Source organism: Pseudomonas fluorescens (assembly GCF_902497875.1).
In the GTDB taxonomy this organism is placed as follows: domain Bacteria; phylum Pseudomonadota; class Gammaproteobacteria; order Pseudomonadales; family Pseudomonadaceae; genus Aquipseudomonas; species Aquipseudomonas fluorescens_BR.
On record NZ_CABVHY010000054.1, the window covers coordinates 1 to 14445 of the forward strand.

Consider the following 14445-nt stretch of genomic DNA (forward strand, 5'->3'; position numbering starts at 1 on the left):
GCGTTCAAGCGGATGAAGTCATTGCTAGGGTTATCGCGCTTGAGAAAGAAAAACCCGGAAGGCGCGAAAGCCTGGCTGCAAGGGAAATTATTAGTGGCTTGCCTTATTGAGCGGTTGATCGCCACAGGCGAGCATTTTTCCCCTGTCGAGAGCGAGGGGCATTCAAGAAAACGTGGCTCAGAGGCGTTGTCGCTGGCGTGAAATGGCCTTTATCCATTGGTTGCTTTGTAGCGTGATCAGTCCCCGCTTGTCGTTGTTTACGTGTCTTGAGAAATGGGATTACTTCAGTCGTGCACTGCGCGAATCCCCGCGAAAAAAGCGGGGATACCAGCAAGATGAGCTATGGAGCGAGAGATTTGGTTAGCGCCTATGGGGGCAAGCCCCCTCGCCACAAGGTTTGTATCACTCCAGAGGACGCGGCGGTCAAACCGGCGGCAATCGCCACTCGATCGGCGTCTCGCCATTCTGCTCGAGAAACTTGTTGGCCCGACTGAAGTGCCCACAGCCGAGGAACCCGCGATAAGCGGACAGCGGCGACGGGTGGACCGAGGTCAGCACCAGGTGCTTGGTGGCGTCGATCAGCTTCTGCTTGCTCTGGGCATGGGCACCCCACAACAGGAATACCAGGTGCGGCTGGTGTTCGCTGACGATCTCGATCACTCGATCAGTAAAGTGCTGCCAGCCCTTGCCCGCATGGGCGTTGGCGTTGGCCCTCTCCACGGTCATGGTGGTGTTGATCATCAACACGCCCTGGTCGGCCCAGCTTTGCAGGCAGCCATGGGCGGGGATGTCGATGTTCAGGTCGCGTTTCAACTCTTTATAGATGTTCACCAGCGACGGCGGCGCCGGCACGCCTGGTTGCACCGAGAAACACAACCCGTGAGCCTGACCCGGGCCGTGGTAAGGATCCTGGCCGAGAATAACGACCTTGACCTTGTCCAGCGGCGTTGAGTTGAGCGCGTTGAAAATCATCGGTCCCGGCGGATAGATCTCCTTGCCCGCGGCGCGTTCCTGTTGCAGGAAAGTGCGCAACTCTGCCATGTAAGGCTGGTCGAATTCGGCACGCAGTGCCTCCTTCCAGCTCGGTTCGAGTTTGATACGGTCGTCGGAAGTCATCACAAGGTCCACAAAAACAATGGGCGCACCCTAAGAAAGCCCGCCACGCTTGTCAATTGATCTGACGCAGAACCGGCACTTTCCCACATTGCGATCATACTGAACGCTTAAATTCGAAATCGAGGTCACGATGAATCTGCACTTCGAAGAGCTTACCGGTACCGACGGCGCGCGAATCGGCATCGCCAGCCTGGATACCGAAAAGTCCCTGAACGCCCTTTCCTTGCCGATGATCCATGTCTTGAGCGAGCGTCTGAACGCCTGGGCAAAAGACCCGGCGATCGTTTGCGTACTATTACGCGGCAATGGCGCCAAAGCGTTTTGCGCAGGCGGCGAGGTCCGTAGCCTGGTTGAAGCCTGCCGTGCTCATCCCGGTGAAGTCCCCCCCTTGGCCGGACACTTTTTTGCAGCGGAATACCGCCTCGACTACAGCCTGCACACCTACCCGAAACCACTGATCTGTTGGGGTCATGGCTACGTGCTCGGCGGTGGCATGGGCCTGTTGCAGGGTGCCAGTATCCGCATTGTCACGCCCAGCAGCCGCCTGGCCATGCCGGAAATCAGCATCGGCCTGTACCCGGATGTCGGTGCCAGTTGGTTTCTTTCGCGTCTGCCGGGCAAGCTCGGATTGTTCCTCGGCCTGACCGGGGCCCATATGAATGGCCGCGATGCGATCGATCTGGATCTGGCCGACCGTTTTCTGCTGGATGAACAGCAGGAAGAACTGATCGAAGGCCTGTTGCAATTGAACTGGCAGGAACAGACCGCCATGCAACTCAACAGCCTGCTCAAGGCCCTGCAGCAGGAGGCCCTCGGGCTGATGCCCGAGCCGCAATGGTTGCCGCGGCGCCAGCAGATCGACGAGCTGCTGGATGTCAGTGATGTGCGCTGCGCCTGGCGCGCCATCAGCCTGCTGCGCGATCACAACGACCTGCTGTTCAGCCGGGCGGCCAAGACCCTGATCGAGGGTTGCCCGCTGACCGCGCACCTGGTCTGGGAGCAGATCATCCGGGCCCGCCACCTGTCACTGGCCGAAGTATTTCAGATGGAATACACCATGAGCCTGAATTGCTGCCGTCATCCAGAGTTCAGCGAAGGAGTGCGCGCCCGCCTGATCGACAAGGATCAGAAGCCCCATTGGCATTGGCCGGATATCAATACGATACCGGACGCAGTGATCGAGGCGCATTTCCACAAGGTGTGGGAAGGTCGCCATCCGCTGGCGGATTTGTCCGACTACTGAGCATAAAAAAGCGGCGCATGATGCGCCGCTTTTTCGTGGAGAGGCTTAGCGGTTATGGCTTCCTCGATGATCTCGGTCGCGATGATCGCCACGTCCGTTGCGCTCACCTCGATTGTGGCGATCGCCATGGCGGCTGTCGCTCTGGCGATGATGGGAATCCCAGCCTCGATTCGGGTAAGACCGGTGTACCGAGCGTGGAGCCTGCTGGTAATGCCGTGGAGACTGGTAGTGCCGTGAAGACTGGTAATGGCGTGGAGACGACTGGTAATACCTTGGAGAAGGCTGGTAATACCTGGGCGCCGAGTAGTATCGCGCTGGCGGAGCATAGTAACGGCTCCGGTCCTGGTAGTAAGACCCGCCTCCGTAATAGCCCGGATTCGGCGAGGTATAGACATCAGAACGGTAGTAGCTCGATCCTCCATCGGAATAGGGCACGCACGCAGAAAGAGACAAACCCAGTACAAAAATCAGCAGAAGTCGTCGATACATGGCGGCCTCCTGGACCGCGAATGAGCACACACCAGCGACGCTGGTCGGCGACAGTCAACAATTGGCTGGCTGTCGAAACATCTGACAGCGAAATCGGGATCTGGTGCGTCTCTGCAATACGTTGATACAAGTGGCCCGAGACAGCTTTGCCGGTGACCGAATCCCGAGCACAAGAAACGGGCACCGCGGGATTCGAGCACAGGGAGCTGGTCGGCGCCAGGCAACACAGGTTCACCGATTTGAAGCGCCGGCGGTTTGAGTGCAAATCTTCTGACCCGTGGCGACAGCCGTCACTCAAGAACCGAAAACACACAACCACCTTCTTCTTTGCTGGTGCATACGTACATGTGTAACCCGGTAGGTGAGTTTCTTTTCTTCCAGTTTTCTCGGTCCAGCAGACGCACCGAGAGTTGAAGAGCTTTGTTGGCATGGAAATTCAGGTCGACCATTTCATTGGACGCTGTGCGGTAAGTGCATCGATGCAGTATTCCCCTCTCCATACCCTCGGTCGGGTTCGAAAAATAGACCGCCCTGATGAACCGCGTTATGGCCGCAGGGGCATCTGAAGACAGCGCACCGATCCATTGTCCTTGGCGACTTATTGTTGAGGCGGTGTATATGCCCTGTTTATTTTTGATTCTTTCTGGTGTGGGACAGTGATCGATATCCATCGCCCAACCACTTACCGGGAGCGTAAAAAACAACGAAAAGAACACACATCTGAGCATCAAGAGATCCCTCTCATTAAAAAATGACGGCAAGGAAGAACGCTCCGTTCTTCCTCTGTGGGTCACTCTCTTACGTCATCCTTCTACTTCAGAAAACGCACAAACGCCGGGAGCTTTGTTCGCGCATTCATACAATACAAGACCCAGCCCAGTGGTTATTTCTTTCCAATTCTCGGCATTCCTGAGTTTAACCGCGACGTCAGGTGTTTCGCCCGGACGATAACGCATGTTCATCGATACACCGTCCTGGGTTTTATACTCACAATAACCCACTGTACCGACATTCCCACTCTGGTTGCCGCTGGGATAGAACACAGCGCTTTCGAATGAACTGATGGCCGATGCGGGGCCACGGTTGACGACGCCTAGCCATTCGCCTTTACCACTGGCCGTCGGCGCCGTGTAGATGCCGTTTACTCCCTGGATAGCGCTTGGGCCCGGGCAACTTTCGAAATTGACTGCCCACGAACTGGCAGAAAAAACCACAGGTAAAACAGCGGCGATAACTTTCAACATCATAAGCAGCACCTCAAAATTATTTAATAAATCCGCCTCGCTGTTTGCCTCACGGATAACATTAAAACGGGTACTACTGAGGTTATCCGGCGATGGATATTTCACAACCGGAAAACCTGTAGTCCTTATCTGATAAAGCGCCAGGAAAAAACAAACCTCCTTATCCAGCGGGCCGTGTTCCATTGCGGTGCAAGAACGCACCATCACAAGGCAAAAAAATCCGCGTCTGCACTTTGGCAAAAGCCACAACCCCTCTAGCGCAAGGGTTCCGGCAATCTGGCACGGCTCTCGCTTATGTAAGAACGTGCAGGAGTCATCACAGGTTCGCGGCACCACAATTTGCAATGGCTGACTAGGGTTCCGGCTCGCTTAGGCGAGTGGCTGGTCCGAGAGTTGGCGACCTCCAGTTGAGGTTACACGGCGGGATAAAAGCCCGGGAGACAAGCCACCGTTCACGGTGCCGCGTTGCTCCTGTCCGCCCTTGATCAACTGGAGAACCATCCATGTCCCAGCTTCGTTTACCTACCCTGCTCGCCGCTGCTTTCGCGGCCCTCGTGAGCTTCTCGTCCCAAGCCGCACAGAAAGACCACTTCAGCGTCTGCTGGACTATCTACGCCGGTTGGATGCCCTGGGAATACGCAGGCAGCCAAGGCATCGTCGACAAGTGGGCGAAAAAGTACGGCATTACCATCGATGTGGTGCAGCTCAATGACTATGTCGAATCCATCAACCAGTACACCGCCGGCCAGTTCGACGGCTGCACCATGACCAACATGGACGCGCTGACCATCCCCGCCGCCGGTGGCGTCGAAAGCACCGCACTGATCGTCAGCGATTTCTCCAATGGCAATGACGGCATCGTTCTCAAAGGAGAAGGCAAGACAGTCGCCGACCTGAAAGGCATGAACGTCAATCTGGTCGAACTGTCGGTCTCCCACTACTTGCTGGCGCGGGCGCTGGACTCGGTCGACCTCACCGAGAAAGACTTGAAGGTAGTGAACACCTCCGACGCCGATATCTCGGCGGCCTTCAACACCGACGAGGTACAAGCCCTCACCACCTGGAACCCGATGCTCTCGGACATCAAAGCCAAGCCTGGGGTTACCCAGGTGTTCGACTCGAGCAAGGTGCCCGGCGAAATCATGGACATGATGGTGGTCAACACCCAGACCCTGAAGGACAACCCGGCACTGGGCAAGGCACTGACCGGCGCCTGGTTTGAAGTGGTCGGCCTGATGAGCGGTAAATCCGCCGCCAGCAACGCAGCGCTGGAACATATGGCCAAGGCATCGGGCACCGACTTGCCGGGTTTCCAGTCGCAACTGGACACCACCAAGCTGTTTGCCACGCCCAGGGAAGCCCTCGATTTCGCCACCAGCGCCCAACTGCCCGACACCATGCGCAAGGTTGCGGAGTTTTCCTTCCAGCACGGACTCCTCGGTGAAGGCGCCAAGGACACCAGTGCCGTTGGCATGTCCTTCGCCAATGGCGTGACCAGCGGCGACAAGACCAACCTCAAGCTGCACTTCGATCCGAGCTACGTGCGGCTGGCCGCCGAAAGCAAACTTTAAGCTTGCGGAGGACACGGCCATGCGCCTGATCAATCGCCACCCGGATCGCCCGAGTCGCCTGCTGCTGGTGATCCTGCCGTTCGCCCTGATGCTGTTCGCCTACTTCATGGGCTCGGCCGAGCGGCTGACGGACAACCCCAACGACAAGCTGCTGCCCAGCGCGGTGCAAATGACCGACGCGGTGAAACGCCTGGCCTTCAGCGCCGATCCGCGCAGTGGCGACTACCTGCTGTGGCAGGACACTGCTTCCAGTTTGCGTCGATTGGCTATTGGCCTGGGCATCAGCGCCCTGGCCGGGCTTTGCCTGGGCATCGCCGCCGGGACCCTGCCGTTGTTCGGCGCGCCCCTGTCGCCTTTGCTGACGGTGCTGTCGATGGTGCCGCCGCTGGCGATCCTGCCGATTCTGTTCATCGTCTTCGGCCTCGGCGAGCTGTCGAAGGTGATGCTGATCGTGATCGGCATCACCCCGTGCCTGGCCCGCGATCTGGAACAGCGCGCCCGGGAAATTCCGCTCGAGTTGCTGATCAAGGCGCAGACCCTCGGTGCCTCGACCTGGACCGTGATTCTGCGGGTGGTGCTGCCGCAACTGCTGCCACGTCTGCTGATCTCCCTGCGACTGATGCTCGGTTCGGCGTGGCTGTTTCTGATCGCCGCTGAAGCCATCGCCTCCACCGACGGTCTGGGCTACCGGATTTTCCTGGTGCGCCGCTACCTGGCGATGGACGTGATCCTGCCGTATGTGGTGTGGATCACCCTGCTCGCCTGGCTGATGGATTGGGGCCTCAAACGCCTGACCCAATGGGCCTTCCCCTGGTATGAAGGAGCGCGGGCATGAGCTTCATCACCGTGAACAACGTCTGGCAGCAATACGCCGATCAGGTGGTGCTCGAACGGCTCAACCTCAGGGTCAATGAGGGCGAGTTCTGCACCCTGGTGGGAGCTTCGGGTTGCGGCAAGTCGACCTTTCTGCGGCTGCTACTGGGCCAGGAAAAAGCCAGTCGTGGCGAGATCCTGCTGGACGGCCACGCGCTGGCCAGCGAACCGGATGCCAGCCGTGGCGTGGTGTTCCAGCGTTATTCGGTATTCCCGCATTTGACCGTGCTGGACAACGTCGCCCTCGGCCTGGAGTTACCGCGCTCGCCACTGCTGGGGCGCTTGTTTGGCAGCGCCAAGCGTGAGGCGCGTGAACAGGCATCCGTGCTGCTGCACAAAGTCGGCCTCGGTCACTCGCTGGACAAATACCCCGCGCAGCTGTCCGGTGGCATGCAACAACGGCTGGCCATCGCCCAGGCACTCATCATGAAACCCCGGGTGCTACTGCTCGATGAACCCTTCGGCGCCCTCGACCCGGGCATTCGCAAAGACATGCACAGCCTGCTGCTCGAACTGTGGCGCGAGACGCAACTGACGGTGTTCATGGTCACCCATGACCTGTCCGAAGGTTTCAGCCTCGGCACCCGCCTGCTGGTGTTCGACAAGGTCCGCCTCGACCCGCACGCCCCCGGCGCCTATGGCGCACGCATCACCTACGACATCCCTTTGAACAGCGACCGCCGCGCCAACAGCAAAGCCGTCGACGCCCTGCCGGCTGCGCTGGCGGGCACGCTTCGCACCGCTTGAGAGGACTATTTCAGATGACTGATTCGACTCAACTGTTCCGACCCTTCGCCGAAGAAATGCTTCCCGGCGGAGGTCACCGTTCCTTCGTGCTTAAACGCGGCCAACTGCTGCGTCTGACTGACCTTCGCGGTGGAGCCAATGTCAGCCTGACCCTGCTCAACGCCAACGAGAAAACCGAGCGGCTGAACTTGCCCGACAGCCTTAAATGCCAACACACCGCCAAACTCACCAGCGGCCATTGCCTGTACTCGGACATGGGCCGGGTGCTGGCGGCGATCACTGCCGACACCTGTGGTTGGAGTGACAGCATCGGCGGCGTGCTCTGCGCGGAGGAAGTCGCGGAAAAATACGGTCAGGGGCGCTTTCAGGAGCTGCGCAACGGCTTCTACCGCAACGGCACCGACAACTTGCTGGTGGAGTTGGGCAAATGGGGCCTGGGCCTGTCCGACCTGCTGATGACCCTCAACCTGTTCAGCAAAGTCAGCGTCGATGCCGACGGGCGTTTCCACTTCATCGAAGGCAACTCCAAAGCCGGTGACTACATCGAGCTTTATGCGCCGATGGACACCCTGATGGTACTCACCGCCCTGCAGCATCCCATGGACCCGAACCCGCAATACGCGCCCAAGCCACTCAAGCTGAGCTGGATGAACGCCGACTCCAGCGTCGCCGAGCACTGCCGCATCTCGCTTCCTGCGAACGAGCGCGGCTTCATCAACACCAACCGTCTGTTCGCCTGAGGATCAGCCATGTCTTTAGCCATCGCCAGCACCGAAAAGCATCCTGAAGCCGCGGTGTACCGCGCGACCATCCCGTCCGGCGAACCGTGGTTGATGGAGGTCAAGGCCGGCCAGACCCTGCGCATCCTCGACCTGGAAGGCAATCAGGCGGTCGACACCTTGTTCTACAGCCTGCAAAACCCCAGGGAACGCTACGACGTGCAGCGCACCCTGCGTCGGCAAAACAGCGTCTACCTGAGCACCGGCAGCGTGCTCTATTCCAACCTCGGCCGGCCGCTGCTGACCATCGTCGAAGACACCTGCGGCCGGCACGACACCCTGGGCGGTGCCTGTGCCCAGGAGAGCAATACCGTGCGTTACGCACTGGAGAAACGCTACATGCACAGCTGCCGCGACAACTACCTGCGGGCCTGTGCCCATGACGGGCGACTGGGCAAGGGCGACATTGGGCCGAATATCAATTTTTTCATGAACGTGCCGGTAACCGCCGACGGCGGCCTGACCTTCGAAGACGGCATCTCGGCACCGGGCAAGTACGTCGACCTGCGGGCCGAGATGGACGTGATCGTGCTGATTTCCAACTGCCCGCAACTTAACAACCCGTGCAACGCCTACAACCCGACCCCTGCGGAGCTACTGGTATGGAACTGAAACTCGCGCACCTGCGCCGCTGGTTGTTCGCCCTGTGCCAGAGCCGCTCGGGGCAATGCATCAAGCAATAACACCACCCCCGTAGGAGCTGCCGAAGGCTGCGATCTTTTGATCTTGTTTTTTGGGGTATCCCCTCAACAAGATCGCAACCTACGGCAGCGAGTGAACCTCTGCCACCCGGGACGGCCCTGGTGCATTTCGAAAAACTGCGGGACGGCCCGCATCCCAAGTCGAGGCTGAGTTGCCATCAGCCTCCAGGGGTTTTGCCATGTTCAAAAAACTGTTGATCGCCAACCGTGGCGCCATTGCCTGTCGCATTCTGCGAACCCTGCGTGAACTGCAGGTCGAGGGGGTGGCCGTGTACTCCGAGGCCGATGCCACCAGCCTGCATATCCTGCAGGCCGATGAAGCCCACAGCCTCGGTGAAGGCGCCGCACCGGCCACCTACCTGGCGGTTGAAAAAATCCTCGCCATCGCCAAAGCCTCCGGCGCGACGGCGATTCATCCCGGTTACGGCTTTCTCTCGGAAAACGCCGCGTTCGCCGAAGCCTGCGAAGCGGCCCATATCGCCTTCGTCGGGCCGACGCCAGAACAACTGCGAGTGTTCGGCCTCAAGCACACCGCCCGCGCCCTGGCTAAACAACAGGGTGTGCCGATGCTCGAAGGCACCGAGTTGCTGGACAGCCTCGAGGCTGCGCTGATCGCAGGTCTTCAGGTCGGCTACCCGGTAATGCTCAAAAGCACCGCTGGCGGTGGAGGCATCGGCATGCGCGTGTGTCACAGCGCAGACGAGTTGAGCGATGCCTTTGAAGCGGTGAAGCGCCTCGGGCAGAACAACTTCAGCAACGCCGGGGTGTTTATCGAGAAGTACATCCAGCGTGCCCGGCACCTGGAAGTTCAGGTGTTCGGAGACGGCCAGGGCGAAGTGATCGCGCTCGGCGTGCGTGACTGCTCGGTGCAGCGGCGCAACCAGAAAGTCCTCGAAGAAACCCCGGCACCGAACCTGCCTGAAGGCATGGCCGAAGAACTGTGCATGGCGGCGATCAAACTGGCAAAAGCGGTGAATTACCGTAGCGCCGGCACCGTGGAATTCGTCTTCGACAGCGACGCCCAGCGTTTCTACTTTCTGGAAGTGAACACCCGCTTGCAAGTCGAGCACGGGGTCACTGAACAAGTGTGGGGGGTGGATCTGGTGCGCTGGATGGTGCAACTGGCGGCCGGTGATCTGCCGCCATTGAGCGAGCTGAGCGGCACCTTGAAACCTGCAGGCCATGCGATCCAGGCGCGGTTGTACGCCGAAGATCCGGGCCGGGATTTCCAGCCGAGCCCCGGCCTGCTGACCGCCGTGAACTTCCCGGTGGCCGACAGCAAACAGCTGCGAATCGACACATGGGTCGAGGCCGGTTGCGAGATCCCGCCGTACTTCGATCCGATGATCGCCAAGCTCATCAGCTGGGCACCGACCCGCGAACAGGCCCTCGCCGACCTGCATCAAGCCTTGGGCGACAGCCTGCTGTATGGCGTGGAAACCAATCGCGACTACCTGCGGCAAATTCTGCTCGACGCGCCGTTCGCCAGCGGTCAGCCCTGGACTCGCTGCCTCGAAGGGCTGGTCTACCAGGCCAACACCTTCGAAGTGCTCAGCGCCGGCACCCAGACCAGCGTGCAAGATTATCCCGGGCGCCTCGGTTACTGGGCGGTCGGTGTGCCGCCATCGGGGCCAATGGACAGCCGCGCGCTGCGAATGGGCAATCTTCTGCTGGGCAACGACGAAGGTTTGGCGGCGCTGGAAATCACCATGAGCGGGCCCTTGCTGCGCTTCAACTGCGAAGCCGTGGTGGCGGTGACTGGAGCGGTGATTGCGCTGATGCTGAACGGACAGCCCGTGCCGATGAACACCAGCCTGCTGATCCCGGCCGGTGCCACCCTGAGCCTGGGCTCCATTGCTGGAGCCGGCGCACGTAGCTACTTGTGCCTGCGCGGCGGGCTGCAGGTGCCGGACTATCTGGGCAGCAAAAGCACCTTCACCCTCGGCCAGTTCGGCGGCCATGGCGGGCGTGCGTTGCGTGCCGGGGACGTGCTGCATGTTTGCCGGTTGAGTGACCACAGCACTGGGCAATGCCTGGCGGTTGAACAGGTGGTCGAGTTGCCTGAAGTGCGGCAGATTCGAGTGATCTACGGTCCCCATGGCGCGCCGGAATATTTCACCGAAAACTACATCCAGACCTTCTTCGCCACCCAATGGGAAGTCCACTTCAACTCCAGCCGCACCGGCGTACGGCTGATCGGACCCAAGCCGGAATGGGTCCGCGCCGACGGTGGCGAAGCCGGGCTGCATCCCTCGAATATCCACGACAACCCCTACGCCATCGGCGCGGTGGATTTCACCGGCGACATGCCGGTCATCCTCGGCCCCGACGGCCCGAGTCTCGGAGGGTTCGTCTGCCCGGTGACGGTGATCGAGGCGGATCTGTGGCAGTTGGGGCAGCTGAAGGCTGGGGACAAGGTGCAGTTCTCCCCCGTCAATCTACAGACGGCCCGCGCACTTAAATTGGAATGCGATCAATGTGGGAGCGACGGTGCGGCGATCCGACTTGCTCGCGATGAGGCCAGAACAGGCACCGCATCAACTTCATCGCGAGCAAGCTCGCTCCCACAGGGGTTTGGGTCGCCAGTGGTATTGGACCTCGGCCAGAACGACACTCGCTTGGTCGCCCGCCTCTCCGGCGATACCCATCTGCTCCTGGAAATCGGCGCCCCCGAGCTGGATCTGGTCCTGCGTTTCCGTGCCCATGCGCTGATGCAGGCGCTGGAAGCCAAAGCCCTGCACGGCGTGATCGACCTGACGCCGGGCATCCGTTCGTTGCAAGTGCACTACCAACCCGAGCAACTGCCGCTGGCCGATCTGCTAGGCATCGTTGCCGGCGAATGGGATGCGGTGTGCGCCGCCAAAGACCTGCAAGTGCCATCGCGCATCGTCCATCTGCCGCTGTCCTGGGATGATCCGGCCTGCCAGTTGGCCATTGAGAAATACATGACCACCGTGCGCAAGGACGCGCCCTGGTGCCCGAGCAACCTGGAGTTCATCCGTCGCATCAACGACCTGCCCAACCTCGATGAAGTGCAGCGCACGGTGTTCGACGCCAGCTATCTGGTGATGGGCCTGGGCGACGTCTACCTCGGTGCGCCGGTCGCCACCCCGCTCGATCCACGGCACCGGCTGGTGACCACCAAGTACAACCCGGCACGAACCTGGACCGCGGAAAACTCGGTGGGCATCGGTGGCGCCTACATGTGCGTCTACGGCATGGAAGGCCCCGGTGGCTATCAGTTCGTCGGCCGCACTCTGCAGATGTGGAACCGCTACCGCGAGGTTGCCGCGTTCGACGGCAAACCCTGGCTGCTACGCTTCTTCGACCAGATCCGCTTCTACCCAGTGAGCGCCGATGAGCTGCTGCAGATCCGTCGCGATTTCCCACTGGGGCGCTTTGAGCTGAGCATCGAACAGAGCCAGCTCAAGCTTGCCGACTATCAGGCCTTCCTGAACAAAGAAGCCGGGAGCATCGCCGCGTTTCGCCAGCAGCAACAGAGCGCGTTCAATGCAGAGCGCGAACGCTGGATCGCCAGCGGCCAGGCGCATTTCGATAGCGAGGAGCTGGCGCCGGAACAGGCTGAAGATGCACCTCTGGAAACCGGCCAGCAAAGTGTCGACAGCCACATCGCCGGCAACCTCTGGCAGGTCCAGGTGGAAACCGGCAGCCGGGTCGCCGCCGGAGATGTGCTGGTGATTCTGGAGTCGATGAAAATGGAAATCCCGGTACTCGCGCCAATGGCCGGCGTGGTCCGGGAAATCCGCGTGCAACCCGGCTCCGCCGTGCGCGCCGGGCAGCGGGTCGTTGTGCTGGAACTCGACTGAATCAATCGAATAAGGACTTACAAGCCATGACCATCAATCTGCAATTCGACACCCTGCGTGCCGCCTACCGCGCCGGCAGCACCACGCCTCGGCAGCTATTGCTGAGCCTGCGGGAAAAGGCCGCGGCGCTGAACCCGGACTATCACCTGTTTATCCATCTGCTCAGCGTTGCCGAACTGGAGCCGTACCTCGCCGCCCTGGATGGTCGCGACATCGATAGCCTGCCGCTGTACGGCGTACCGTTCGCGATCAAGGACAACATCGACCTGGCCGACATTCCGACCACCGCCGCCTGCCCGGCCTTCGCCTATGTGCCGCAGCGCTCAGCAACCATAGTCGAACAACTGCTGGCCTTGGGCGCGATTCCGTTGGGCAAGACCAATCTCGACCAATTCGCCACCGGTCTCAATGGCAGCCGTTCGCCCTATGGCGTCTGCCCGAACAGCGTATTAGCGGAATATCCGTCGGGGGGCTCCAGTGCCGGTTCCTCCCTGGCCGTGGCGCTCGGGGTCGCCAGCTTTGCCCTCGGCACCGACACCGCGGGCTCCGGCCGAGTGCCGGCGGCGCTGAATAATCTGTTGGGGTTGAAGGCCACCAAAGGCTTGATCTCCACCGCGGGTGTGGTCCCGGCCTGTCGCACCCTGGATTGCGTGACGACCTTTACCGCCACCGCCCGCGAGGCCAGTCAGTTGTTGGCCCTGACCGCACGACTGGACCCACGTGACGAGTACAGCCGCAGCAACCCGTTGTGGAATGACGGCTCGGCCTTCGGCACTCCACGGCCATTTCGCTTTGGAGTGCCACGGGCTGAAGACCTGGAGTTTTTCGGCTGCACGCAAGGTCCGCTACTGTTCGCTGACGCTATCAGACGGCTCAAGACCCTTGGCGGTGAAGCAGTGGAACTCGACCTGTCGCCGTTCCTCGAAGCCGCTCGTTTGCTCTATGAAGGGCCGTGGGTCGCCGAGCGTTACAGCGTGGCCGGTGAGCTGATGGAACAGAATCCGCAAGCCGTACTGCCGGTGATCCGCGCCGTGCTGGCCAAGGCACCAGCGGTCGACGGCGTGCAAACCTTCCGCGCCCAGTACCGTCTGCAGGCTTTGAAAGCACTGTGCGACAAAGCCCTGGACAACCTCGACTGCGTACTGACCCCGACCATCGGCCGCCCGGTGACCCTGGCCGAGCTTGCGGCAGAACCGGTACTGCGCAACTCGGAACTGGGCTACTACACCAATTTCATGAACCTGCTGGACTACGCCGCCGTCGCCGTGCCCAGCGGTTTCATGAGTAATGGCTTGCCGTGGGGCGTGACCCTGTTTGGTCGGGCGTTTACCGACCAGTACCTGCTGAGCGTGGCCGATGCCCTGCAACGTCAGCAAGGCTCGAGCTCGCCAGCGCCCGCCAACCCGGCCCGCAACGATCGCGCCCGGCTGGTGGTGTGTGGTGCGCACCTGGAGGGGCTGGCACTGAACTGGCAACTCAAGCAACGCGGCGGTCGGCTGGTGGAAACCACTCAAAGCTCGCCGCACTACAAACTCTACGCCCTGGCTGGCGGCCCACCGTTTCGCCCAGGCATGGTCCGCGTGGCTGAAGGCGGTATGGCGATCGCGGTGGAAGTCTGGGAATTGCCGAGCAGTGAACTGGGCTCGTTTCTGACAGCAATTCCCGCGCCGCTGGGGTTGGGCAAAGTGCAGCTGGCCGACGGACGCTGGGAGAGCGGGTTTATCTGTGAACCTTATGGACTTGAAGGGGCGATGGATATCAGCCACCTGGGCGGGTGGCGGGCGTATCTGCAAATCCGGAGTTGACCCGCTCCCGTAGCAGCTGGCGCAGCCTGCATTCGGCTGCGCAGCGGTCG

The 14445-nt window shown here is 60.7% G+C and carries 12 protein-coding genes, 1 pseudogene and 1 riboswitch; of the genes and pseudogenes, 9 read left to right on the forward strand and 4 right to left on the reverse strand.

Translation table 11 applies throughout. From position 1 onward, the window contains the following. Nucleotides 1-201: pseudogene (locus F8N85_RS34725) on the forward strand (hypothetical protein); the annotation flags it as partial. 222 nt (nucleotides 202-423) lie between these two features. Here the strand turns inward: F8N85_RS34725 and ung are convergent. Continuing rightward, nucleotides 424-1116 carry a uracil-DNA glycosylase gene (gene ung, locus F8N85_RS32005; RefSeq protein WP_150807427.1) on the reverse strand — a complete coding sequence of 231 codons (693 nt, stop codon included), beginning with the start codon at nucleotides 1114-1116 and terminating at the stop codon, nucleotides 424-426. Nucleotides 1117-1246: 130 nt separating this feature from the next. Here ung and F8N85_RS32010 point away from each other — a divergent pair, with 130 nt between their 5' ends. Beyond that, the gene (locus F8N85_RS32010) at nucleotides 1247-2359 is read left to right on the forward strand and encodes an enoyl-CoA hydratase/isomerase family protein (protein ID WP_150807428.1); all 1113 of its coding nucleotides are present in this window, start codon (nucleotides 1247-1249) and stop codon (nucleotides 2357-2359) included. A gap of 45 nt (nucleotides 2360-2404) precedes the next feature. On the opposite strand, the gene F8N85_RS35315 is transcribed toward F8N85_RS32010, so the two are convergent. The 3 genes from F8N85_RS35315 to F8N85_RS32025 form a co-directional block, all read right to left on the reverse strand. Then, nucleotides 2405-2848, reverse strand: a complete 444-nt coding sequence (locus tag F8N85_RS35315) for a hypothetical protein (protein ID WP_150807429.1) — start codon at nucleotides 2846-2848, stop codon at nucleotides 2405-2407. Nucleotides 2849-3138: 290 nt separating this feature from the next. After that, on the reverse strand, nucleotides 3139-3519 hold the full coding sequence (locus F8N85_RS32020; protein WP_191636308.1) for a DUF3757 domain-containing protein: 381 nt from the start codon (nucleotides 3517-3519) through the stop codon (nucleotides 3139-3141). Between the two features lie 132 nt (nucleotides 3520-3651). Continuing rightward, entirely contained in the window at nucleotides 3652-4296 is a 645-nt protein-coding gene (locus F8N85_RS32025; protein ID WP_150807453.1) for a DUF3757 domain-containing protein, read from the reverse strand. A gap of 137 nt (nucleotides 4297-4433) precedes the next feature. Further along, nucleotides 4434-4534: riboswitch (guanidine-I (ykkC/yxkD leader) on the forward strand. 61 nt (nucleotides 4535-4595) lie between these two features. Between F8N85_RS32025 and F8N85_RS32030 the strand changes: the two genes are divergently transcribed. The 7 genes from F8N85_RS32030 to atzF all read left to right on the forward strand — a co-directional run bounded on the left by F8N85_RS32030 (nucleotide 4596) and on the right by atzF (nucleotide 14395). After that, complete coding sequence (locus F8N85_RS32030) at nucleotides 4596-5663, forward strand: putative urea ABC transporter substrate-binding protein (RefSeq protein ID WP_150807431.1); 1068 nt, start codon at nucleotides 4596-4598, stop codon at nucleotides 5661-5663. 19 nt (nucleotides 5664-5682) lie between these two features. Further along, nucleotides 5683-6498 carry an ABC transporter permease gene (locus F8N85_RS32035; RefSeq protein WP_150807432.1) on the forward strand — a complete coding sequence of 272 codons (816 nt, stop codon included), beginning with the start codon at nucleotides 5683-5685 and terminating at the stop codon, nucleotides 6496-6498. Then, nucleotides 6495-7283: an ABC transporter ATP-binding protein gene (locus F8N85_RS32040; protein WP_150807433.1), complete on the forward strand. Its 789-nt coding sequence runs from the start codon at nucleotides 6495-6497 to the stop codon at nucleotides 7281-7283. Before F8N85_RS32035 ends, F8N85_RS32040 begins: the two co-directional genes overlap by 4 nt. 14 nt (nucleotides 7284-7297) lie before the next feature. Further along, the gene (locus F8N85_RS32045) at nucleotides 7298-8023 is read left to right on the forward strand and encodes an urea amidolyase associated protein UAAP1 (RefSeq protein ID WP_150807434.1); all 726 of its coding nucleotides are present in this window, start codon (nucleotides 7298-7300) and stop codon (nucleotides 8021-8023) included. Nucleotides 8024-8032: 9 nt separating this feature from the next. Continuing rightward, a complete protein-coding gene (locus F8N85_RS32050; RefSeq protein WP_150807435.1) occupies nucleotides 8033-8674 on the forward strand; it encodes an urea amidolyase associated protein UAAP2 in 642 nt (213 codons plus the stop codon). Between the two features lie 268 nt (nucleotides 8675-8942). Then, entirely contained in the window at nucleotides 8943-12590 is a 3648-nt protein-coding gene (uca, locus tag F8N85_RS32055) for an urea carboxylase (RefSeq protein WP_150807436.1), read from the forward strand. Nucleotides 12591-12616: 26 nt separating this feature from the next. After that, nucleotides 12617-14395: an allophanate hydrolase gene (gene atzF, locus F8N85_RS32060; protein ID WP_150807437.1), complete on the forward strand. Its 1779-nt coding sequence runs from the start codon at nucleotides 12617-12619 to the stop codon at nucleotides 14393-14395. Nucleotides 14396-14445: the final 50 nt, after the last annotated feature.